Annotated in this window: 16 protein-coding genes; 7 read left to right on the top strand and 9 right to left on the bottom strand. The window is 71.5% G+C overall.

Features of this window, described 5'->3' with window-relative positions; genetic code table 11:
- Positions 1-76: 76 nt before the first annotated feature.
- On the top strand, positions 77-1,207 hold the full coding sequence (locus ACIBO2_RS30830; RefSeq protein ID WP_358542812.1) for a UDP-N-acetylglucosamine--N-acetylmuramyl-(pentapeptide) pyrophosphoryl-undecaprenol N-acetylglucosamine transferase: 1,131 nt from the start codon (positions 77-79) through the stop codon (positions 1,205-1,207).
- A gap of 13 nt (positions 1,208-1,220) precedes the next feature.
- Here the strand turns inward: ACIBO2_RS30830 and ACIBO2_RS30825 are convergent, their stop codons facing one another.
- From ACIBO2_RS30825 to ACIBO2_RS30810, 4 genes are all read right to left on the bottom strand, one after another.
- On the bottom strand, positions 1,221-2,108 hold the full coding sequence (locus ACIBO2_RS30825; protein ID WP_358542810.1) for a hypothetical protein: 888 nt from the start codon (positions 2,106-2,108) through the stop codon (positions 1,221-1,223).
- 91 nt (positions 2,109-2,199) lie between these two features.
- Positions 2,200-3,084 carry a hypothetical protein gene (locus ACIBO2_RS30820; RefSeq protein WP_358542808.1) on the bottom strand — a complete coding sequence of 295 codons (885 nt, stop codon included), beginning with the start codon at positions 3,082-3,084 and terminating at the stop codon, positions 2,200-2,202.
- A 159-nt stretch (positions 3,085-3,243) separates the two neighbouring features.
- Positions 3,244-4,077, bottom strand: coding sequence for an NmrA family NAD(P)-binding protein (locus ACIBO2_RS30815; protein ID WP_358542806.1), 834 nt, complete (start codon positions 4,075-4,077; stop codon positions 3,244-3,246).
- A 13-nt stretch (positions 4,078-4,090) separates the two neighbouring features.
- Positions 4,091-4,495 (bottom strand): hypothetical protein, encoded by a 405-nt coding sequence (locus tag ACIBO2_RS30810; protein ID WP_358542804.1) that lies wholly within the window; start codon positions 4,493-4,495, stop codon positions 4,091-4,093.
- 150 nt (positions 4,496-4,645) lie between these two features.
- Between ACIBO2_RS30810 and ACIBO2_RS30805 the strand changes: the two genes are divergently transcribed.
- Positions 4,646-6,670: a sensor histidine kinase gene (locus tag ACIBO2_RS30805; protein ID WP_397301337.1), complete on the top strand. Its 2,025-nt coding sequence runs from the start codon at positions 4,646-4,648 to the stop codon at positions 6,668-6,670.
- Here the strand turns inward: ACIBO2_RS30805 and ACIBO2_RS30800 are convergent.
- Both ACIBO2_RS30800 and ACIBO2_RS30795 read right to left on the bottom strand, forming a co-directional pair.
- On the bottom strand, positions 6,596-7,201 hold the full coding sequence (locus ACIBO2_RS30800; protein ID WP_358542799.1) for a response regulator transcription factor: 606 nt from the start codon (positions 7,199-7,201) through the stop codon (positions 6,596-6,598). The genes ACIBO2_RS30805 and ACIBO2_RS30800 overlap by 75 nt on opposite strands.
- Positions 7,198-8,619: a hypothetical protein gene (locus ACIBO2_RS30795; RefSeq protein ID WP_358542797.1), complete on the bottom strand. Its 1,422-nt coding sequence runs from the start codon at positions 8,617-8,619 to the stop codon at positions 7,198-7,200. The genes ACIBO2_RS30800 and ACIBO2_RS30795 overlap by 4 nt, the downstream gene beginning before the upstream one ends.
- 155 nt (positions 8,620-8,774) lie before the next feature.
- On the opposite strand from ACIBO2_RS30795, the gene ACIBO2_RS30790 reads away from it, so the two are divergent.
- Together ACIBO2_RS30790 and ACIBO2_RS30785 are read left to right on the top strand one after the other, a co-directional pair.
- Positions 8,775-9,431 carry a response regulator transcription factor gene (locus ACIBO2_RS30790; protein WP_358542794.1) on the top strand — a complete coding sequence of 219 codons (657 nt, stop codon included), beginning with the start codon at positions 8,775-8,777 and terminating at the stop codon, positions 9,429-9,431.
- Positions 9,428-10,585, top strand: coding sequence for a HAMP domain-containing sensor histidine kinase (locus tag ACIBO2_RS30785; protein ID WP_358542792.1), 1,158 nt, complete (start codon positions 9,428-9,430; stop codon positions 10,583-10,585). The genes ACIBO2_RS30790 and ACIBO2_RS30785 overlap by 4 nt, the downstream gene beginning before the upstream one ends.
- A gap of 17 nt (positions 10,586-10,602) precedes the next feature.
- Here the strand turns inward: ACIBO2_RS30785 and ACIBO2_RS30780 are convergent, their stop codons facing one another.
- From ACIBO2_RS30780 to ACIBO2_RS30770, 3 genes are all read right to left on the bottom strand, one after another.
- Positions 10,603-13,650 carry an NACHT domain-containing protein gene (locus ACIBO2_RS30780; RefSeq protein WP_397301333.1) on the bottom strand — a complete coding sequence of 1,016 codons (3,048 nt, stop codon included), beginning with the start codon at positions 13,648-13,650 and terminating at the stop codon, positions 10,603-10,605.
- 106 nt (positions 13,651-13,756) lie between these two features.
- Complete coding sequence (locus ACIBO2_RS30775) at positions 13,757-15,613, bottom strand: propionyl-CoA synthetase (protein ID WP_358542788.1); 1,857 nt, start codon at positions 15,611-15,613, stop codon at positions 13,757-13,759.
- A 258-nt stretch (positions 15,614-15,871) separates the two neighbouring features.
- Positions 15,872-17,746, bottom strand: coding sequence for an amino acid transporter (locus ACIBO2_RS30770; protein WP_358543061.1), 1,875 nt, complete (start codon positions 17,744-17,746; stop codon positions 15,872-15,874).
- A gap of 320 nt (positions 17,747-18,066) precedes the next feature.
- On the opposite strand from ACIBO2_RS30770, the gene ACIBO2_RS30765 reads away from it, so the two are divergent.
- Genes ACIBO2_RS30765 through ACIBO2_RS30755 form a run of 3 tightly spaced genes read left to right on the top strand, consistent with a single transcriptional unit; the run spans position 18,067 to position 22,096 of the window.
- On the top strand, positions 18,067-20,712 hold the full coding sequence (locus ACIBO2_RS30765; RefSeq protein ID WP_397301330.1) for an MXAN_6230/SCO0854 family RING domain-containing protein: 2,646 nt from the start codon (positions 18,067-18,069) through the stop codon (positions 20,710-20,712).
- Entirely contained in the window at positions 20,709-21,362 is a 654-nt protein-coding gene (locus ACIBO2_RS30760) for a DNA polymerase beta superfamily protein (protein WP_397301327.1), read from the top strand. Before ACIBO2_RS30765 ends, ACIBO2_RS30760 begins: the two co-directional genes overlap by 4 nt.
- Complete coding sequence (locus ACIBO2_RS30755) at positions 21,359-22,096, top strand: DNA polymerase beta superfamily protein (protein ID WP_397301324.1); 738 nt, start codon at positions 21,359-21,361, stop codon at positions 22,094-22,096. Before ACIBO2_RS30760 ends, ACIBO2_RS30755 begins: the two co-directional genes overlap by 4 nt.
- The last annotated feature ends 11 nt before the right edge of the window (positions 22,097-22,107 follow it).

Raw genomic sequence — 22,107 nt, 5'->3', positions numbered from 1 at the left:
GCCTGTACGGCGAAGCCGAGCCCTGAGTGACCGTGCGGCGCGACGACCTTTCCCGCCGGGGCCCTAGTCTGATCGCATGTCACGAACCCTGCGACTGTTGATCACCGGCGGCGGCACCGGCGGTCACACCTATCCGGCCCTGACGACCCTGTCGGCCGTTCAGCGACGTCAGGTGCCGCACGATGTGCTCTGGGTGGGCACGGCCAACGGCCTGGAGGCCAGGATCACCACCGAGCACGGCATCCCGTTCAAGGCCATCACCACCGGAAAGCTGCGGCGCCGGCCCAACCTCAAGGAGCTCGGCACCAACATCGCCGACGTGTTCCGCATCCCGGTGGGCGTGGTCCAGGCGATCGGGCACGCCGCCCGCTACCTGCCCGACGTGGTGCTGTCGACCGGGGGTTACGTGGCGGTGCCGATCGGTGTGGCGGCCAAGCTGATCCGCCGCCCGCTGGTGATGCACGAGCAGACCACGGTGGTGGGGCTGGCCAACCGGATCCTGGCCAGGCTGGCGACGCGGATCGCGCTGTCCCACGAGTCGTCGCTGGAATACCTGCCGCCGTCGGCGCGCGCGAAGGCCGTGGTGACCGGCAATCCGATCAGGCCGGAACTGCTGCAGGGCAATCGGGCCGCGGCCTACGACCTGTTCGGGCTGACGTTCGAGGTGCCGCTGATCTACGTGACAGGCGGCGCCCAGGGCAGCAAGCAGATCAACACGCTGATCGCGGAGATCCTGCCGCGGCTGCTGCCGCACGCCCAGATCGTGCACCAGTGCGGGCCCGCGTGGATCGACCAGATGCGCGCCACCGCGCTGCCGCCGGACCTGGCCGACCGCTACCACCCGGTGCCGTACGTGGGCTCGGAGCTGCCCGATCTGTTCGCCGCGGCCGACGTGGTGATCGCGCGCAGCGGCGCCGGGACGGTGTCGGAGCTGACCGCCATCGGCCGACCGTCGGTGCTGATCCCGCTGATCCCGACCGGCGGCGACGAGCAGCGCAAGAACGCCGGCTACCTGGCCTCCGCGGGCGCGGGCCGCGCGCTGCTGGAGCCGCACCCGACGGGCGAGCAGTTGCTGGCCGAGCTGATGCCGCTGCTGGCCGATCCCGGCCTGCGCGCGACGATGGCCGAGGCGGCGCGCAAGCTGGGCCGGATCGACGCGGCCGAGGCTCTGTGCGACGTGCTGCTGGAGGCCGCGCACGTCCGATAGTCCCGGACAGCTGTCAGGGGTCCAGGTAGCGGAAGGCCTCGTGGGCGGAGCGCACGCTCCGCCGCAGCGCCCGCTCCAGCTGGTCGGCGTCCTCCGCGAGCCGGGTGATCTCCGGTACGGCGAAGCCGTCCGCGCCCGACTCGGACACCAGCTCCTCATACTGGTGGATCCGGCCCCGCAACTCCTCGATCTGATGGTGGGCCCGGTAGGCGCGCTCGGCGTCGGCCACATTGGCGGCGTACCGTTCCAACGCCTCCACCCGGGCCACGACGGCCTCCTCGCTGCTGTCGAGCGCCCGGGCGAGCGGCTCGGCCACGGCGGCGACCTCCGGCGAGTTCACCTCCGACATGGTCTCGCGGTGCTTGGTCCGCAGCGCCGACAGCTTGGCCAGCAGCCGGGCGATCTCCCACTCCTGGGCGGGCAGCATCACGGCGTTGCGCACGTCGTCCAGCAGTCCTTCGACGTTGACCGCCGAGTGCGTCACCGTGGCCACGGCCCGCCTGGCCCGGGCGAGCAGCCTGCGGGAGGACTCGTCGAGGTCGGCGGCGAGCACGTAGCGGCCCTCGTACCAGCGCAGCTGCTCGTAGGTCTCCCGGTCGACGGCCGTCTCCTCGTCCTCGTCGAGGTCCTTGCGGAGGAAGACCACGAGCAGGACGGGGATGGCGATGAGGCCGACCAGCAGCAGGCCGCCTCCCCGGAAGACGTGCGTCCCGGACAGCAGAAGGGACAGAACCATCAGCGTGATGGCCGCGATGGCCACGCGCCCGGTCTTGCCGGATGCCCTGGACGGCAGGGGGTCGGGCGCCCAGCCACGCCGCATGCGGATCAGGAGATGCTCGCTCTCCGTGATCAGCTGGGCGTCATCCTCCGGGACATCTGGATCGACCACCACATCCGCCACAAAAACGGATTTTATGGGATTGTCACCTGGCGAGGTGCTGGAACGTGTCATACGACAAGACGCAACCGCCTGCTCACGGTCTGTTCCGGCATCAGCCTTCCAGGTGGCGGAACGCCTCGTGCGCCGAGCTCACGCTCCTGCGCAGCAGCCGCTCCAGGTCGTCGGCGTCCTCGGCGAGCTTCTCGATCTCGGGTACGGCCAGCGCGTCGGCGCCCGACTCGGCCAAGAGCTCCTCGTAGCGCGGCAACCGGGCCCGCAGCTCCTCGATCTGGCCGCGGGCGTGGTAAGCGCGCTCGGCCTCGGCGACGTGCCCGGCGTAACGTTCCAGCGCCTCGACCCGCGCCACGACCGCGGCCTCGCTGGTGACCAGGGCGCGATCCAGCGGCTCGATCACCGCCGCGACCTCCGGCGCGATGCCGCGGATCAGCAGTTCCTTGTGCTCACCGCGCAGGGCCGAGAGCTTGGCCAGCAGCCGGGCGATCTCCCACTCCTGCTCCGGCAGCATCACGGCGTTGCGCGCGTCGTCCAGCAGTCCTTCGGCGTTGACGTGGGAACGCAGCACGGCGCCGATCGCCCGTTGCGCCCTGGCCAGCACCACCTTGGCCTCCGCGTCGAAGTCGTCGGCCAGCAGGTAGCGCCCGTCGTACCAGCGGGCCCGCTCGTAGACGCCACGCTCGTAGGGGCGGTCGTGTAACGGCCCCTCGTTGATGGAGGCGATCTTGACGAGCACGACGAAGACGAAGCCGCCCAGCAGCACGAAGCCGATCGGCTTCACCGGGGAGGCCAGGAGCGCGGACATCAGCGCGACGACCAGGGGTGTTGCGGCCAGCAGCGCAAGGCTCGACGGCCAGCGCCGCTCGACCGGCTGCACGGCAGGGGGCACCCAGCCTGCTCGGATCCTGGACAGGAGCGGGGCGTTCGCACGCAGCATTCCGGCGACCTCCGGGGGTACTCCCGGATCGACGACCACACCCACGCTCTGTCCTGGCACCCTGGCGCCCCCAACGCTCGTGATGTCCGGATACTACGTAACATTTCGCTGGAGCGGCAGCCTCGCATGGGGGACAGTCGAGGAAACCGCCGGTCGGCTCACCAATCGCGTCCATGATCGACGGCACCCGGACGAGGGGCGAGATCAGAGGAAGGCGTCGGCGTGTGCCCGCGCCCACTGTTCGAAGGTGCGGGGCGGGTGTCCCGTCACCTCCTGAACGGTCGGCAGGACCTGGGACTCGTCGAGTGTGCCGTCGACGTAGAAGCTGAAGAAGGCGTCGACGTACTCGACCGGCGTGGTCGCCTCCATCTGCGCCCGCGCCTCCTCGTCCGGCTGGCCCTCGCAGCGCAGGTCCCTGCCCAGCACCTTGGCCAGCACGGCGACCTGGTCGGCGGGCAGCAGCGAGTCAGGGCCGGTCAGCTCGTAGATCCGGCCCTCGTGCCCGCCGCTCGTCAGCGCCAGGGCCGCGACCGCCGCGATGTCGGCGGGGTCGATGGTCGCGGCCGCCACCCCGGCGAACGGTACGCGCACCAGGTCGCCGGCCTGAAGCTGCGGCAGCCAGCGCAGCGCGTTGGACATGAACGCCCTGGGCCGCAGGAAGGTCCAGGGCACGCCCGCCTCTCGCGTGGCCTGCTCGGACAGCGCCATGTAGCGGGAGACCGCGTTGCTCATGTCCGCCTGCGCGGCCGAGCCGCCCGACAGCAGGACGACCCGTTCCACCCCCGCCCGCCGTATCTGGGCCAGCAGTCCTGACATGTCCGCGTATCCCGGCAGCAGGAACACCCCCCGCACGCCGTTCAGGGCATCGGACAGGCTGCCGGGCTCGTTCAGGTCGCCGGTGACGGGCTGGACGCCGGGCGGCAGCGTGGCGGCCCGCGGATCGCGTACGAGCGCGCGCACCCCCTGCCCGGCCTGAGCCAGAGCGGCCACCAGTGCCGATCCGACATTGCCGGTGGCGCCGGTCACTAAGATCATCATGTCTCCCATTGTGTTAAGCCCCACCCACGAGGCCCACGGCCAGGGCGATCAGCGCGGCGGCGAGGAGCAGTCCCCCGGCCCGGGTGACCATCGTGCCGGACGAGCGGGCACCCTGCTCGCCAACGGCCAGGTGCAGGAAGAATCCACCCGATTGCGCCAGCACCCCGGCCAGCAGGACACCGCCGGTCAGCCACTCCAGCCCGTCGGAGAAACCGGCACGGGGCAGGTAGAGCAGGTACACGAGGGAGAGCAGCAGCAACGCTCCGGCATGCGCGTGGCCGGCGCGGAAGAACCGCTCGCGGAACTCACCCAGCTTGTCGCGATCGGTGGTGATGAAGCGCAGCAGCGCGTGCCCGCCGAACTCGACCGTGACCAGCGAGGCGATCGCGATGATCGGCAAGACTTTGGTGGGCTCCATCAGGCTCCCTGCCCTTGTACGGCCATGACCCAGGTCATGGTGAGCGGATCCAGGTGATCTCCCCAAAGGGTGACAGCGACCGGGAAAGCGCCGATAGTGTCCCTGTAATCAGGCGGTCATGCATTTTGCATAGTTCATCGGGAGCTCGGGTTGGCACGGACCGCTGACGACCTCCCGCTGCGGGTCGCCCAGGGCATGCTGTGGGCCTCGTTCGGCATCCTGGTCTACATCCGCACGATCAGCGGGGTGTCGCGCGACGCCGCCCCGCTCGCGCTGCTGCTGACGATGGCGTCGTACCCGCCGCTGATCGCGCTCCTCGCGCGGCACCGGCGCCCGGCCGTCCGGTACGGGCTGCTGGCGGCAGTGGTGCTGCTCTACCTGCTGCCCTTCCTCGTGATCGGCTCGGCGTGGGACTGGATGCCGTGGACGGTAGCCGCCGGAGTGCTCTGCGTGCTCCCGGCGCGGCCGGCCTGGCCGCTGTTCGCCCTCGTCCTGGCCGCCACCGGCACGACGGCCGCGCTGCTCGGGTACGGGGTCTACGACTCGATCTGGTTCGTGATCGTCACGGCGGACGACGCCCTCATCGTGTTCAGCCTCGCCGCGCTCGTCGGGACGGCACGGCGGCTGCACGACACCCAAGGAGAGCTGGCCCGGCCGGCCCTGGTCAGGGAGCGCCTGAGACTGGACGACGAGTTGCGGAACGTCCTGGGCGGGAAACTGGGGGCCATCGCGTTCCGCATGCGGAAGGCGGCCGCGTTCCGGATAGGGGAAGCGGCCGCGTTCCCGATGGGGGAAGCGGCCACGTTCCCGATGGGGGAAGCGGCCACGTTCCGTGTGGGCGATGCGGCCGGGGAAGAGCCGGTGGACGCTCGGCAGGACATTCGTGAGGGCGTGGCGCTCGCCCGGCGTACCTTGGCGGAGGTGCGGGCGACGGCCGGCGCCTATCGCGCCGAGCCGATCGCCGAGCCCGCGGCGCGGATCGAGTCACCCCGGCTGGCGCGGTTCGTCCTGCTCGCGGTGCTGCTCATCCAGTGCGTGCTGGTGCTGATCAACCTCTACTACTGGGAGCACGCCGCCCCGCCGACGGTCGCCTGGGCGTTGCTCGGGCTCATCGGGATCGTGGTCCTGCAGGTGCTGCCGCAGACCCGGGTCACGTTCGTCGTGCAGGGCCTGCTGTTCCTGCTGCCCCTCGCGGTCATCCCCGGCTCCTGGGACCGCGTGCTGAGCTTCTTCACCGGCAAGGTGCTGCTCACCGTACGACCGCCTCGATCGTGGGCGATCGCCGGCGCCGTCCTGGCCGGGCATCTGGCCTGGCTCCTGTACGACAGCATCACCGCCGGCATCGGCATCCTGAACGCGCTGGCCAACTTCGGAGGTCACGTCATGCTCGCGTGGCTGGTGTACAGCCTGGGGCGCCTCACCGGGCTGATCACCGTGCTGGACCGGGCCCGGCATGAGCTCGCCGAGGCCGCGGTACGGCGGGAACGGACCCGGGTCGCGCGCGACCTGCACGACGTCCTCGGTTTCAGCCTGTCGGCGGTCGCCCTGAAGGGCGAGCTGGCCGAGCGGCTGCTGGACACGGACCCCGGACGGGCCAGGACCGAGCTCGCCTCGCTCGTGTCGCTGGTCGAACAGGCGCTGGTGGAGCTGGGGTCCATCGCCGGCGACCGGGTCGAGCTGCGGCTGGCGGCCGAGCTGGACGCGGCGCGAGAGGTGCTGACGGCCGCCGGGATCGAGGCGAGGGCACGGGTCACGACGGGCCCGCTGCCGGCCGAGGTCGACACGGCGGTGGCCACCGCGCTCCGCGAGACCGTCACCAACGTCCTGCGGCACAGCCGGGCCCGGACCTGTGAGCTGACCGTCTCCGGCGCCGACGGACTCGTACGGTTGCGTGTCGTCAACGACGGCGTCCGGCCCGTCACGCGGACCCAACCATCGACGCCGCCGGAGCCGGGGCATCACGGCTCCGGGCTCGGCAGCCTGGCGCGGCGCACCGGCGGGCGGTTGACGGCGGTGCGCCTGCCCGGCGACAGGTTCGAGGTGGTCGCCGAGTTCGACTCAGACCCAACCGGACTCAGCTCAGACCCAGCGGGAGTCGGCTCAGATCCAGCCGGACTCGGTGGCGATCCGGATGGCGTCCACCCGGTTGCGAGCACCCAGCTTGGTGACGGCTGAGGTGAGGTAGTTGCGGATCGTGCCGTAGGTCAGGAAGAGCCGCTCGGCGATCTCGGCGGGCTGGGCCCCGCTGGCCGACAGGCGCAGCACCTCCGTCTCCCGCTGGCTGAGCGGGCTCTCCGGCGCCTCCAGCGCCACCAGGGCCAGGGCCGGGTCCACCACCCGTCCCCCGGCGGCGACGGTCCTGATCGCCGCGGCCAGCTCGGCCGGACGGATGTCTTTCTGGACGAATCCGGCGACCTGCGCACCGAGCGCCCGGCGCAGGACGCCCGGCTTGGCCAGCGCGGTCAAGATCAGCACCCGGCAGCCGGGCAGCCGGCCGCGCAGTTCGGCAGCCGCCGAGATGCCGTCCAGCCCCGGCAGATCGATGTCGATCACGGCCACGTCGGGCCGGTGCTCCAGTGCGGCGGAGACGATCTCCAGGCCCGAGGCGACCCCCGCCACCACCGTGATGTCGTCCTCGAGCGACAGCAACTCGACCAGCGCCTCGCGAAGGATGTGCATGTCCTCCGCGATCAGAATCCGGATCACACCGGTACGGTAATCCGCTCACTCTCCACCGCGCGATTCCGCCGCCGCCACGGCAGCCCGTGTACGGCCAGCCCGGCGGCCACGCAGGCGATCGGAATGGCGGGCAGCACGTAGCGGTGGTCGAAGTCCAGTGCCGCCACCGGCGCGACGAGCAGGAACATCGCGAACGCCCACGGCAGCAGGGCCGGACGGCGGCGGCCGATCGCCCCGGCCGCCCCCGCCAGGAGGATCACGCCGAACAGCGTGCCGTGCAGGAACCACGGATAGGGGTAGGCGGCGAGGATGGACCCGAACGGCTCGACCGAGCTCATGCCACGGATGGCCGGGTCATACTCCTTGCGCACCTGCCCGATGAGGGCGTGCTCCTCCGGCAGCCCCCACGAGCCGTGCGGGAAGTTCGACATGGCGCCCACCCGCTTGGGATGAGCCACCGGCTCCCAGGTGAAGGCCAGCGAGGTGTCCTTGACGATCTCGCGCAGATAGTCGAGCGGCTGCGCCGCGATGGCCTTCAGGGCGAAAGACCTGGCCAGGTCGTTGTAGGCGAACCGGTCGCCGGGCAGCCGGTTGAGCGCGGCGCCGGGCGCCCAGACGTACTCGGAGGCGGCGTCGACGACGGTGCCGTTCGGGCAGAGCCTGGCCTCCGCCGCGGGCGGCTTGATGATCGAGCAGTCGGCGAACGTCATCGTGCGGGCCCAGAGGGCGACGCCGTCGGAGCCGCTCAGCGCGAACCGGCCGTGATACTGGGCGTACCAGCCCGCGTAGGCGAGCAGCGGCAGCGCCCCGGCGACCACCAGGACGACGACCTTCCGCCACGGGGTGCGGCGCAGCAGCAGGTAGAGCGCGGCCAGGGCGAGCAGCGGCACCGCGGCGGTCCGGGTCAGTCCGGCCAGCGCGAGCAGCGCCCCCGCCAGCGCGGCGGCCCGCCACGACACCTCCTGACGCCACATCAGCACCGTGAGCGCGGACATGACGAGGAAGATCACCTGCAGGTCCGAGAGCACGGCGTGCTCCAGCCGCAGGAACGCCGGGTCGAACAGCACCGGCACCGCGGCCAGCGCGGCCCCCCAGCCGGGCAGCGACCAGCGGCGCAGCAGTACGTAGATGAGCACGCCGATGCCCAGGCCCATCGCGTGCTGTACGCCGACGACCAGCTCGACACTGTGGAAGGGGCGCAGCAGCCACAGGAACCACGAGTAGCCCGCCGGATGGAAGGCGCCCTGCGGCTTCATGTGCACGGCCGTGTTCAGGTAGGTGAACGAGTCGTACCAGTAGACCTGCGCGGTGTCGTACCCGAGCATGACCAGCACGCGCAGCGCCGCGGCCAGCACCAGGACCACCCCGAACAGTCGGTGACCCGTCTTCCTCAAGACCGGATCGGCCAGGCGGGGCCGCGCGGGCGCCACAAGAGCGGCAACCATGACATCTCTCCCCCATGAGAGGCCGGGCGAGTCCCGGCCGTAGGGAGGGCAGTCCACCGAGTCGGCGCTAACCTGAGCGTCACCAAAAGTGGTTATGTCCGCGTTATGCAGGCTGGAGCAGACTGTCGGGACTTTCGATCTTCATGGGGGCGACATTGCGTGTTCTGGTCGCGGAGGACGAGCGCATGCTCGCCGATTCGATCGCCGAGGGGCTCCGGGGGGAGGCGCTGGCCGTCGATGTGGCCTACGACGGTGACGGGGCGCTGGAGCGGCTCGGCGTGCACGACTATGACGTGCTGATCCTGGACCGGGACCTGCCGCTGGTGCACGGCGACGAGGTGTGTCAGGCGGTGGTCGAGCGGGGGTGGCCGGTCAGGATCCTGATGCTGACCGCCGCCGGGGACGTACGGGCGAGGGTGGCGGGGCTGTCGCTGGGGGCCGACGACTACCTGCCCAAGCCGTTCGCGTTCGAGGAGCTGGTGGCGCGGGTGCACGCGCTCGGCCGCCGGGCCAGGCGGGCCGACCCGCCGATGCTGGCCCGCGCCGGGGTGCGGCTGGACTGGGCGCACCGGCAGGTGTTCCGCGAGGGGCGCTATGTGCCGCTGGCGCGCAAAGAGTTCGGGGTGCTGGCCGAGCTGCTGCGGGCGCAGGGCGCGGTGGTCTCGGCGGAGGAGCTGCTGGAGAAGGTGTGGGACGAGCACATCGACCCGTTCACGAACACGGTGCGGACCACGATGATGAAGTTACGCAAGAAGCTGGGCGAGCCGCAGGTCATCGAGACCGTGCCGGGATCGGGGTATCGCATTCCATGAGCGTCCGTCTGCGTTTCGCCCTGGCCTGCGCGGTGGTGTTCCTCATCGGCGGCGGCCTGCTGCTGACGGCCGTCTACTTCCTCGTACGGTCGAACCTCTCCTACCGCGCCGATCTCATCACCCCCAAGTCCATCACCCTGCCCAACGGCAGGGGCTTCTATAGATACGACGACTACTACGAGGTGGCGCGAGCCCGGACCCTCCAGGTCGTGGCGACCTACCAGCGCGACACGTTGACCAGCGTGCGCAACATCGGCGCGCTGGCGGTGCTGGCCGTCACGGGCGGCGCGTTCGGTCTGGGCTGGCGGGCGGCCGGGTGGGTGCTGCGGCCGATCACCTCGGTCACCGAGACCGCGCGCCGCGTGGCCCAGAGCCACGACCTGGCCGAGCGGATCGGGTACGACGGGCCGAACGACGAGGTGAAGGAGCTGACCGGCATCTTCGACACCATGCTCGGCCGCCTCGCCCGCTCCTTCGACGGCCAGCGGCGCTTCGTCGCCAACGCCTCCCACGAGCTGCGCACCCCGTTGACGATCAACCGGACGCTGGTCGACGTGGCGGTGCGGCGGCCCGACGCCACCGACGATGTCAAACGGCTCGGCGAGTCGCTGCTGCTGGTCAACGCCCGGCACGAGCGGCTCATCGACGGACTGCTGGCGCTGACCGAGGGCGAGCAGGCGGTGCTGGACCGGCGCCCGTTCGACCTGACGGACGTGGCCGAGCATGTGCTGGACCAGGCGGCGGAGGAGGCGGCCGAGCGGGAGGTGACGATCCACCGGCTGCTGGACGCGGCGCCGACGACCGGCGAGGCGGTGCTGGTGGAGCGGCTGGTCCAGAACCTGGTGGAGAACGCGATCCGGCACAACCAGCCCAAGGGCGAGGTGTGGGTGACGACTCGGCGGCGCGTCGAGCAGGTGGAGCTGGTCGTGGCCAACACCGGCCTGCACGTGCCGTCGTACGAGATCGAGACGATCTTCGAGCCGTTCCGGCGGCTGCACGGCGACCGGCTGCGCTCCGACCGGGGCAGCGGCCTCGGCCTGTCGATCGTGCGCGTCATCACCGAGGCCCACGGCGGCACGGTCGTCGCCCGGCCGCGCGAGGAGGGCGGCTTGACGATCACGGTCGAACTGCCCCTGGACCGATCAGCCGCCTGAGGCCGACTTAGACCGCCTTAGGGCGAGCGCACCTCGCGCATGACCGCTTCCGGGACGCCCGCCCGCAGGAGGAGCTCCCAGCTGTCGGACCGCTCGAAGAACATCGACTCCAGCAGCGGCCGCCACAGCGCCGGGTCGACGCCATCGCCGGCCAGCCCGCTGAGCAGGCCGGCCCGGTCCTGGAAGGGCATGGCCGATCCCTCCAGGGCGAGCGCCCGCAACACCAGGTCGAGCAGCCGCCGGTTCTCGAGCGTGTGGAACGCGGTGACCGCCTCGATCGCGTCGGCGTACAGCGCGACGCGGGCCTCGACGCTCGACGGCCGGTTCATCAGCACCTCCTCGACCAGGCGGGTGCAGCTCACCACCTGGCCGGACCCCCGCTGCACGACGATCAGGCTCGGGTGCGTCTCGTCGTCGGCGCGCAGCGAGTCGGTCAGCAGGTCGGCGTCGACGTTGAGCAGGTAGGGCCGTTCCAGCAGGGCGTAGGACTTGTAGCGGCCCAGCGCCCTGGTGCGCGTCGCGGGCCGCGGGCGGCCGAACCACCAGCCCGCGCCCTCGAACTCCCACGACTCGCCGCTCCCGCCGAGCCGGATGTCGCGTTTGCCGCCGTCCATGACGCGACGGGCCGGCATGGCGCCGATGAGGCCGGTCCAGCCCTCCCCGCCGAGCTGGCTCTTCCAAAGATGCGCGTACGAGCTCCACCGGGCGAAGTCCCCCGAGTCGCCGAGCAGCTCCGCGACGCTGACCGGTTTGTCCGACGCGGCCACCACCAGGAGGGTGAGGTTGGCCGAATAGGCAGCCAGGCGGCGCGGCACGGGATGGCGTACCGGGCGGAAGGCGAGGAAGGAGCGGCGCGGGCGCTCGTGCAGCGACTCACGCAGCAGCGCGCTGAGCAGCGTCACGCTTCTGGCCCGGACCTCGGCCGGCAGCGCGCCCATGAGCTCCATGGCGAAGCCGACCGTCGGCCCCCGCTCGGCCAGGCAGGAGAACGACGTGATCGCGTAGAGCAGGTCGTCGTCGACCAGCTGGCCCGCCAGCTCCTCGTCGTGGCCGTGCCGCCTGATCAGGTCGCGCAGCGCGTACACGGCCAGCCAGGCCACCAGGAACTCGCCGAACGTGGCGTGCAGGAACTCATAACCCTGCGTGCCGCCTGGGTCGTTCATGTGCACGAAGAAGAACCGCTCGGTGGCTCGCCGCGCCCAGCCGCCCTCGCCGTCCCACTCCTCCCCCGGCGCCGCGCACAGGGCGGGCAGGTCCCGGTCGAGGGCGGTCTCCGAGACGACCGCCCGGCCGCGGACGAACATCGACAGCGCCACGGTCCCGAGCCGCACCAGCTCCCGGTCCACCAACCCACCATGCCGGGCGGCCGGCAGCGCCCGCACCTCGGGGTCCTTGAGGAGCTCGCGGTAGGCGAAGTCCCTGATCAGTGACTCGTAGAGGCGGCCGCGGCCGAGGACCGCCTCGTCGCGCTGCAACGCGTTCTCGGCGGCGTCGTGGATGGCCAGCAGCAGCAGGAGCAGCGGCTGCCTGGCCAGCTCGCCCTGGGCCAGCGCGACGTCGGCCGGCAGCGGCGTCCTGCCGCGCCTGGACAGGACCGCGCGGTTGGTCTCCGCCCAGATCTCCAGCCACTGGCGGACCTGCTCCTTCTCGAACGGCTGGAGCTCGATCGTGAGCACGCCCTCAGGGAAGCGGACCCGGTCGGCCACGACGGTCCGGCTGGTCACGATCACCGCGACGGGACAGCCGTGCCGTGACTGCTCGTCCTGGAACTCCTGGACCTGCTCCAGGTAGTCGTAGCGGTTGGTGCCGGCGGCCTGGAGCAGCTCGTCGAACCCGTCGAGCATGACGACGGGCAGCATCCCCTCCGCCGCCTCCACCAGGTCCCGATATTTCACCTTCTCGTGGAGTAAGGGGGAAACGCTCTGCTCGATCTGCGAGATCACGGACGACTCGGCGGCGACGTCGCGCAGCTCCACCTTGATCGGCAGGAACTCCGAGGCGGCCAGCCGGGCGGCCAGCACCTCGGTCAGCTTGGTCTTGCCCGACCCCGGCTCGCCCAGCACCACCAGGGGCGCCTGGGTGGCGTGCGGCGAGGTGAGGTGTCCCACCAGGAACGCCTCCGCGTCGGGCAGCTCCACCCGGCCCTTCCACCAGCTCTTCGCCGCCGGCGCGGACTCGCGCGTCATCTCCGCGACCTTGCACCGGGGGCTGATGTATCCCTCGCCGAGCAGCGGCAGCGTGACGTCGTCCGGCGCCCTGCCGACGGCCATGAGCGACTGGTCGAGCGCGGCGGCGGCCATCCTGACCAGGTGGATCATCGGCCGGTCGCCCACGCGCGGCGGCGCCAGCTCCGCCAGCAGCCGCGCCACGCGCGACAGCCCGGGGGCGAACGCCTGCGTCTCGGTGACCAGGCTCCACATCCGGAACTCGGGGCTGTCGAGCGTGAGCGAGCGGTAGTCCTCGTCATAGATCCGCAGAGCGTGCGCCGACGGTCCCTCCACGAGCGCGAGGGGGACGCGGACGCGCTCGTCGGCCGAGAGCTCGTCCCAGGCCGCCACCTCGCGCACATACCCGGCCACGGCCTCCGACATCCGCCGGTAGTGGTGTTCGACGTCCTCACGGGTCTCCGCGTAGGGGCGGTAGGGCTCCGGCATGGGCAGCGGCCGCGTGAGCAGCTTCTCCACCAGCTCGGCGAACGCCGCCGCGCGGGTGCCGCCGGCCGCGCGGTCCCGGTCGAGCCGGTCCAGCCCGAACGGCAGGCTGGCCCGGCCGAGCGCCTCGAAGTACGCCGAGACGATCACCACGGCGTGCACGGCGGCCAGCCGTTGGGTACGGGCGAACCGGCCGGCGCCGCCGCGCCACTCGGGCACCCGCCGCACCACGTCGTTGCCGTAACGGACGGCGTCCTCCTGCAGATCGCGCAGGCCCAGCGCCAGGTCGGCGCCACCGGCGAGCGCCCATCCGGTCAGTGCGGCCGTCGCGGCGAAGTCGATCACCTTGACGAGCCTGCTGTCCTTGCAGCCGAGGATCTTCAGAGCGTCGGCGTAGCTCAAGGTCTCCGTCATCACGGTCTCCGTCATCAGGTCTCTGAAGAGCAGAGGAATTCCCATGATGGCGCGTTCCATCGCCTTGAGGGAGAGTTTCGGCGGATGAGGGTTTGGCCGGATTGGGTTAGAGTGCGTCGGCGATCTCCGACAGGGCCGCCGGGTCCTCGATCGTCGAGGGGGCGCGGTAGTCACGGCCGGCCGCGATGTCGCGCATGGTGGCGCGCAGGATCTTCCCGGACCGGGTCTTGGGCAGGCGGGCCACGACGACGGCGCGGCGGAAGGCGGCGACCGGGCCGATGCGCTCGCGGACCAGGGCCACCAGCTCGCGCTCGACCTCGGCCGGGTCGCGGTCGGCGCCGGCCTTGAGCACCACGAAGCCGAGCGGGAGCTGACCCTTCAGCGCGTCGTTCACGCCGATCACCGCGCACTCGGCCACGTCGGGGTGGGCCGCGATGACCTCCTCCATCGCGCCCGTGGACAGCCGGTGGCCGGCGATGTTGATGACGTCGTCGATGCGCCCCATGACGTACAGGTAGCCGTCGTCGTCGAGGAAACCGCCGTCGCCGGTCAGGTAGTGGCCGGGGTAGCGGGACAGGTACGACTCCGCGAAGCGGGCGTCGTCGCGGTAGAGCGTCGGCAGCGCGCCGGGCGGCAGGGGCAGCCTGATCGCGACCGCGCCCTCCACTCCGGGCGGGCACTCCTTCCCCTCCGGGTCCAGGACGCGTACGTCCCAGCCCGGCACGGCCTTGGTCGGCGAGCCCGGCTTGATCGGCAGCGGTTCGAGGCCGACGCAGTTGGCCGCGATCGGCCAGCCGGTCTCGGTCTGCCACCAGTGGTCGATGACCGGGATCCCGAGGAGGTCGGACGCCCAGTGGTAGGTGTCGGGGTCGAGCCGCTCCCCGGCCATGAACAGATACCGCAGACCCGACAAATCCCACTTTTGCGCGAAATTTCCGGATGGGTCGTCTTTTTTGATGGCGCGGAGCGCGGTCGGCGCGGTGAACAGCGTCCGTACCCCGTGCGTGGCCACGACCCGCCAGAACGCGCCCGGATCAGGCGTCCCGACCGGCTTGCCCTCGTACAGCACGGTCGTGCACCCGGCCAGCAGCGGCGCGTAGACGATGTAGGAATGGCCGACGACCCACCCCACGTCGGAGGCCGCCCAGTAGACCTCGCCCGGCGCGGCGCCATAGACGTTGGACATGCTCCAGCGCAGCGCCACGGCGTGCCCGCCGTTGTCGCGGACCACGCCCTTGGGCACGCCGGTGGTGCCGGAGGTGTAGAGGATGTAGAGCGGATCGGTGGCCGCCACGCTCACGCATCCGGCAGGCGCCGCGTCGCGTACGGTCTCCGCCCAGTCCAGATCCCGCCCTTCGGCGAGGTCGGCGGGCGACTCGGGCCGCTGGAGGATCACGCAGCGCGCCGGCCGGTGCTCGGCCTGCTCAAGGGCGGTGTCGAGCAGCGGCTTGTACGGCACGATCCGGGCCGGCTCGATCCCGCAGGAAGCGGAGAGCACGACCTTGGGCTTGGCGTGGTCGATGCGCACGGCCAGCTCATTGGCGGCGAAGCCGCCGAACACCACCGAGTGCACAGCGCCGAGCCGGGCGCAGGCCAGCATCCCGATCACCGCCTCGGGCACCATCGGCATGTAGATCACCACGGTGTCCCCGGCGACCACGCCGAGATCACGCAGCATCCCGGCGGTCCGGGACACCGCGTCGAGCAACTCGGCGTAGCTGAAGCTCCGCACGACCCCGGTCACGGGGCTGTCGTAGATCAACGCGGCCTGCTCGCCCCGTCCGCCGGCCACATGCCGGTCGACGGCGTTGTGGCAGGTGTTCAGGCGCCCGTCGACGAACCAGCGCCCCTTGTCGAACACGATCGTGGGAGCCACATCCCACTCGATGTCCCGGGCGGCCTCTCCCCAGAACGCCTCTGGCTCCACGATGCTCCGCTGGTAGACCGCATCATAAGCACTCATAATCCGATCAGATCAGCGCCTCACCCCCGATGGCAAGCGCAAACGGAAGCCATGGCCAACAAGACGCGCGTAACGGCGCCCGGCCCCGTGCGGGTTCAGCGGCCGTCTTCCTGGAGGCCACCCGCCCCGTGCGGCGGGTGGCGGTGGGTGCGGCTGTGCCGTAACAGATCGTCCGTATTCCCGGAGGCCAACCACTCCGTGCGGCGAGTGGCGATCGGAGCGGCCGTTCCGTAACAGATCGTCTGGTTGGTAAAAGGATCAGCCGACGTGCACCTGAGGGCGGCGGCCGGGCTCCTCCTCGGCCTGGCGCAGGACCTCACGCGTGAGCGGCGGCACGTCACCCCCGCCGAACAGCAGATATCTCACCAGCGCCAGCACCGGATTGCCCTCCGCCCAGTGGAAGTACACGTGGGGACGGCGGCTGGAGGAGTCGCGCAGGTGCAGCAGGATCGCGGCGATCGTGTTGGGCACCGCCGCGCTCGTCGCGGTCAGCACCCCGTAGCCGTGCCGCACCTCGCCGCGCACGAGCACCTCGGACTCGAACTCCGACGTGTCGCCGAGCGTGACCTCCAGGAACAGCATCGGCTCGTCGTCGGGCAGGTGATGGTACTGGCGCGTCTCGGTGTCCTTCTCGGCGTATTCGGCCTCGTCGCGGGCGTCGGGTTCGTTGGCGATGATGCGCAGCTCGCCCGGCGGCAGCTCGTCGATGAGCCGCTTGGCCTCCTTGTCGAGCGCCACCCCCGTCACCCGCAGCTCGGTGGAGCGCGTGGCGCGGGAGATAATCGAGGTGACGATGATCGCCACGACGAAGAACACCGCGATCGACAGGCCGTCGGGGCGTTCGATCACGTTGGCGGCGAAGGTGTAGGTGAGGATCAGCGAGATGAGGCCGAACGCCGCCGCCGCGCCCCGCCGCCCGGCGCGCGCGACCGAGATGGTGACGGCGACCGCGGCCGACAGGATCAGCGCGAGCACGCCGGTGGCGTAAGCGCCGCCCTGCGACTCGACGTTCGCGCCGAACAGGATCGTGATGACGAACGAGATCGCGGTGAACACCAGCACCAGCGGGCGTACGGCCCGCGCCCAGTCGGGCGCCATGCCGTAGCGGGGCAGGTAGCGCGGCACGATGTTGAGCAGGCCCGTCAGCGCCGAGGCGCCCGCGAACCACAGGATGGCGATGGTGCTGATGTCGTAGAGGGTGCCGAACCAGTCGCCCAGGTATTCGTGCGCCAGGTACGCCAGGGCGCGCCCGGCCGCGTGGCCGCCCTCCTCGAACTCCTTGTGCGGGATGAGCACGGCCGTGGCGAACCCGCTGAACACCAGGAACACGCTCATGATCAACGCCGCCGTGGTGAGCAGCCGCTTGGCGCCCTTGACGCGCTGCTCCAGGTCGCCCTCGATCTGCGGCATCACGGCGACGCCCGTCTCGAACCCGGACAGGCCGAGCGCCAGCTTGGGCAGCGCGAAGGCGGACAGCGCGATCATCGCGAGCGGGCTGGAGTGCCCCGCGGTGAGCGCGTCCTGCCAGTCGCCCACCAGCTCCGGGCGGGACAGCACCTGGGCGACGGCGGTGCCGACGACGACCAGGTTCAGGGCCAGATAGACGGCCACGAGCGCGATGGCCAGCCCGATGGCCTCGCTGAACCCGCGCAGGAAGATCGCGCCGAGCGCGGCGATGAGCAGCAGCGTGATGGGCACCTGCTGACCGGCGAGCGCGTCGGGGAAGAACGGGTTCTGCAGGATGTGGGCGGTCGCGTCGGAGGCCGACAGTGTGATCGTGAAGATGAAGGCCGTCGCCACGAACCCGAGCAGCACCAGCACCAGCAGCTTGCCCCACCAGCTCGGCAGCAGGCGTTCGAGCATGGCGATGGAGCCCATGCCGTTGGGGCTCTCGGCCGCCACCACGCGGTAGGTCGGCAGCGCGCCGAACAGCGTCAGCGCCACCAGCATCAGCGTGGCGATCGGCGACAGCGCGCCCGCGGCCAGCGCGGCGATGCCCGGCTGGTAGCCGAGGGTGGAGAAGTAGTCGACACCTGTGAGGCACATGACCTGCCACCAGGAGTGACGCTTGCCGGGATGTTCGTCGTGCATCCCGGACGTCGGCTGCAGCCCGTGTAGCAGCCAGCTCCGCATGGTCACCGGTCGGCCCCTTCTATCTGTCCTGGGTCTCTGTCCTGGACGTCTCTGTCCTGGTCGAATTCGGAGACCCTATCCATCGGAGCGGCTCTCGCGCATGCCGGGCCTTGCCGGACTGGAAATTCGGCGGACATTTGGCGATTTGTGCCGGTACCGTGGATCACCGGGGTGGCTCTTTGGGTGTGCTTCCTTCTTCATCTTTCAAATGAGTCCAGCGCGCCCGCTCTCCACCTCTCCAGAGGTCGCGCGGGGCTCCCACGCGACCTCTCTCAATGCGAAGGTCGCTCCGCGGTCTCTAGGGCATCGGAGGTGTCTCCATGAACGGTCCCGCCGAGATCCTGCTGCGCCGTACGCGGGTGGTCGCGCCCGCGCTGCTGGCCGCCGATCCGCGCATGCCCGAGGCCGTCGGCAAGCTGCCCAAGTCCCTGAACATGACGCGGGCCGAGGTGCGGTCCGGGGTGGCTGCGCTGGAGTTCGAGCTGCTGCAGCTCGGCTTCCTGGTGTCGGCGGAGCTGTATCGGGCGCTGGTGGCACTGTCGTCGAAGGAGCTGACGCGCGTCGGGCGGCGGCTGCTGCACGGGCTGCGGGGTGAGCTGGGCGCGGCGGTCTCGCACGTACCCCTTTTCCGGAAATTTCCGGACAGCGTGCCCCGGGACACCGGCGACTTCTACGTGCGGCGGGTGTTCTCGCTGCTGCTGCAGCAGCCGGAGCGGCCGTGCGTCCTGTGCGGGAACGTCGGCACCGTCCACGCCGTGTCGCCCTGCGCGCACCTGGTGTGCCGTACGTGCTGGGACGGGGCCGACTTCAGCGCCTGCCCCATCTGCCACCGGCGCGTCGACCCGGACGATCCGTTCCTGCTCCCGTCGGAGGAGCGCACGAGCGTCGACCGCGCCGCCGTCACCGCCACCGGCCTGCTGCGTCTCGCGGGCGACCCCACGGCGGCCTGCCGCGAGGTGGCCGTGGACCTGATGACCCGCCGCACCCCCATGCCGCCGCACGACCGGGCCGACCTGGAGGCGCTGCTGGAGGCGTTCTGGCCCGAGTCGGGCGACTGGCTGCCGGAGAGCGTCCCGGTCAAGGAGACGCGCGCCGTCGTGCTCGCCGTCGCCCTGCGCCGGGGCGCCCCCGAGCTGCTGCGCAACCATCTGGAGACGGCCACGGACGTGCTGCGCCTGCTGTACGTGCTGATGGACGCCGACCCAGGGCTGCGGATCCGCCCGGGGCGCCGCGTGTCGCTGCCGCGCGCCGTCCGCCGGACCCTGCTGTCGTGCCTGGACGCCATGCCGTACGCGATCGAGGACCTGTTCCGGTACGGCGGGCAGTGGAAGCGCATGGCCGAGGTGCTGCACCCCCACGAGCACCACGCCCGCTACCCGAACGCCGCGCTGGCCTTCGCCGCCGTGCGCGGCACCCGCCTCGATCCGGAGACGGCGTTCGGGCGGACCCTGCTGGAGCTGGCCGCGCGGCGGCCGGAGGTGCTGCGGGTGCGCGACGGGCGGCTGGTGGCCACGTCGTTCGCGAGTCGTGTGGAGACGGCCCTGGCCGACGGCCGCCACTCCGACGCGGCCGACCTGCTGGTCCACCGGCCCGGCGAGCTGATGCGGCGGCTGTCGCAGCTGCTCCGCCTCTCCCCCGGCCTGCTGGAGACCATCGGCCGGGCAGAGGCGGACACACCCGCGTCCGGACCGGCGTCTGCCGGACTGGCGGGCGTGGCGACGTCTACCGGGCTGTCGCGCGTGGCGACGTCTGCCGGGCTGGCGGGTGTGGCGGCGCGGGTCGCGCCCGGCGTGCTCCTCGCCGCCCTGGGGCAGCTGAGGACGCCGCCCGGCGGGCTGCGGCTGTTCCTGCCGCGCGGCGGCACCGCGCGCTTCCACACCCGGCGCGACGACCGGCCGCCGCTGCCGGACGAGGTCGTGCTGGAGGCCGAGCGGACGCTGGCCGCCGAGCTGCTGCGCCGCGCCGCCGCGCTCCCCCCGCTGCGGCGAGTGCTGCTGGACGAGGGCCTGGCCGACCTGATCGCGCCCACGTCCGAGCGGACGGCGGTCAAGACGCTGGTACAGCTGCCGCGCGGCAGCGTCCAGCCCATCCCCGGCGGCGAGCGGCTCCGGTTCTTCCTCCATTGGGCCGAGCCGAAGGACACCCGGGTGGACCTCGACCTGTCCGTGGCCGTCTTCGACGAGCGCTGGGCCTTCGTCGGGCTGTGCGACTACACGAACCTGCGGCTGGGCAAGGCCGTCACCCACTCGGGCGACCTGACGTCGGCGCCCGAGCCCCTGGGCGCGTCGGAGTTCATCGACGTGAACGTGCGGGCCCTGCGCGGCCGCTACCTCGTGCCGGTCGTCTTCAGCTACAACGACGTACCGTTCGAGGAGCTGGTACGCGGGTTCGCCGGGTTCATGGAACAGCCGGAGGGGCTGTTCGACCCGCTGGCCGTCCGGCAGCGCTTCGATCTGACGGGGCAGGCCAAGATCCTGGTTCCGCTGGTGGCCGACCTGTGGACGCGGACGATGCGGTGGGCGGACTTCAACCTGGGCGCCGCCGGTTACGGGCACAGCGTGGACGGGAGTGCCGACGAGCTGAGCCTGCTGGGCGCGGCGCTGGAGCAGGCGTTCACGCACCGGGTGACGCTGTGGGAGGTGGGCTGCTGGCACGCCGCCGCGCGCGCCGCCGAGGTCCTGGTACGAAAGCGCCAGGGCGAGGTGGTCCGCTACGAGCGGCGGCCGGGCGAGGACGTGGCCGCGTTCGCCGACCGGCTGATCGCCCGCGCCGACGCCCCGGCCGTCGGACAGCCCGCGTCGTTCGACGGGGTCGAGCTCGCCATGCTCGTCCAGGGCGACCTGCCCCTGCCCAGCGGCTGCGCGGCGTACGCGCTGCACCCGGACGGCCTCGGCGAGGTACACCAGCTTGGAGCAGCCGACATGCTGAGCGGTCTGTCCCCCGACCCCGTGAAAGTGGCCACGTGAGCGAAGACCTGATCCTCTCGGTCGTGGTGGGGTCGCGGGCCTACGGTCTGGACACCGCCGAGTCCGACACCGACCGGCGCGGTGTGTTCGTGGTGCCGACGGAGGCGTTCTGGCGGCTGGACAAGCCGGTGACGCACCGCGACGGGCCGCTGCCCGAGCAGTTCTCGTGGGAGGTCGAGCGCTTCTGCGGGCTCGCCCTCGACGCGAACCCCACGGTCCTGGAGTGCCTGTGGTCTCCCCTCACGGAGGTGCTCACGCCGGAGGGCGGGCGGCTGCGCGACCTGCGCGGGGCGTTCCTGTCGCGGCGGGCGCACGAGTCGTTCACCCGGTACGCCGACGCCCAGTTCCGCCGCCTCGACCCGGCCGCGCCGAAGTGGAAGCAGGCGATGCACCTGATCAGGCTGCTGCTGAGCGGCCGCCACCTGGTGCGCCACGGCGAGCCCCTGATCCAGGTCGGCGACCACCGCGACCGGCTGCTGGCGATCAAGCGGGGCGAGGTGGCGTGGGCGGAGATCGCCGCCTGGCGGGCCGAGCTGACCGGCGACCTGGCCGACGCGACCGGCGTCCTGCCGGCGGCGCCGGACCGGGCGTCCGTCGAGACGTACCTCGTGGCCGTGCGGAGGGCCCACCTGTCCCGGGAGCGCGTGTGAACCTGCCTGCCTGGCTGCCGGAGATCCCCGAAGAGCAGCCGTACCCGCTGGTGTTCGCCACGATAAGCGGCGCGCACCTCTACGGCTTCCCCTCGGCCGACTCGGACGTGGACCTGCGGGGCGTACACCTGCTGCCGCTGCGGGAGGTCGTCGGCCTGCGTACCGGACCGGCGACCCTCGACCGGACCTGGACGCGCGACGGCGTCGAGGTGGACCTGGTCACGCACGACCTGGCCAAGTTCTGCGGGCTGCTGCTGAACCGCAACGGCTACGTCCTGGAGCAGCTCCTCTCCCCCTTGGTCGTGTCCTCCTCTCCGCTGCATGAGGAGCTGAAGGACCTGGCGCCCGGCTGCCTGACGCGGCACCACGCCCACCACTATCTGGGGTTCGCGCGTACGCAGTGGCGGCTGTTCGAGAAGAACGGGGAGCTCAAGCCGCTGCTCTACACCTTCCGCGTGCTGGCCACCGGCATCCACCTGATGCGCACCGGTGAGCTGGACGCCGACCTGACCCACCTGTTCGCGTACGTACCGGCGTACCTGCCCGACCTGGTGGCCGCCAAGCGGGAGGCCGAGCACGGCCGTGCGCCGGGGGTGGGCACGGCGGGGGACGACGTGGCGCGCCTGACCGCCGGGTTGGAGGCGGCCAGGGACTCCTCACCGCTGCCGGAGGCCGCCACGGTCCGGGAGGCCATGCACGACCTCGTGGTCCGGGCGCGCCTCGCCACCGCGTGAGTTCGACGCCC

Source organism: Nonomuraea sp. NPDC050022 (assembly GCF_044460705.1).
In the GTDB taxonomy this organism is placed as follows: domain Bacteria; phylum Actinomycetota; class Actinomycetes; order Streptosporangiales; family Streptosporangiaceae; genus Nonomuraea.
Note: the sequence above shows the minus strand (reverse complement) of the source record. Positions and strands in the feature narration are given on the sequence as shown.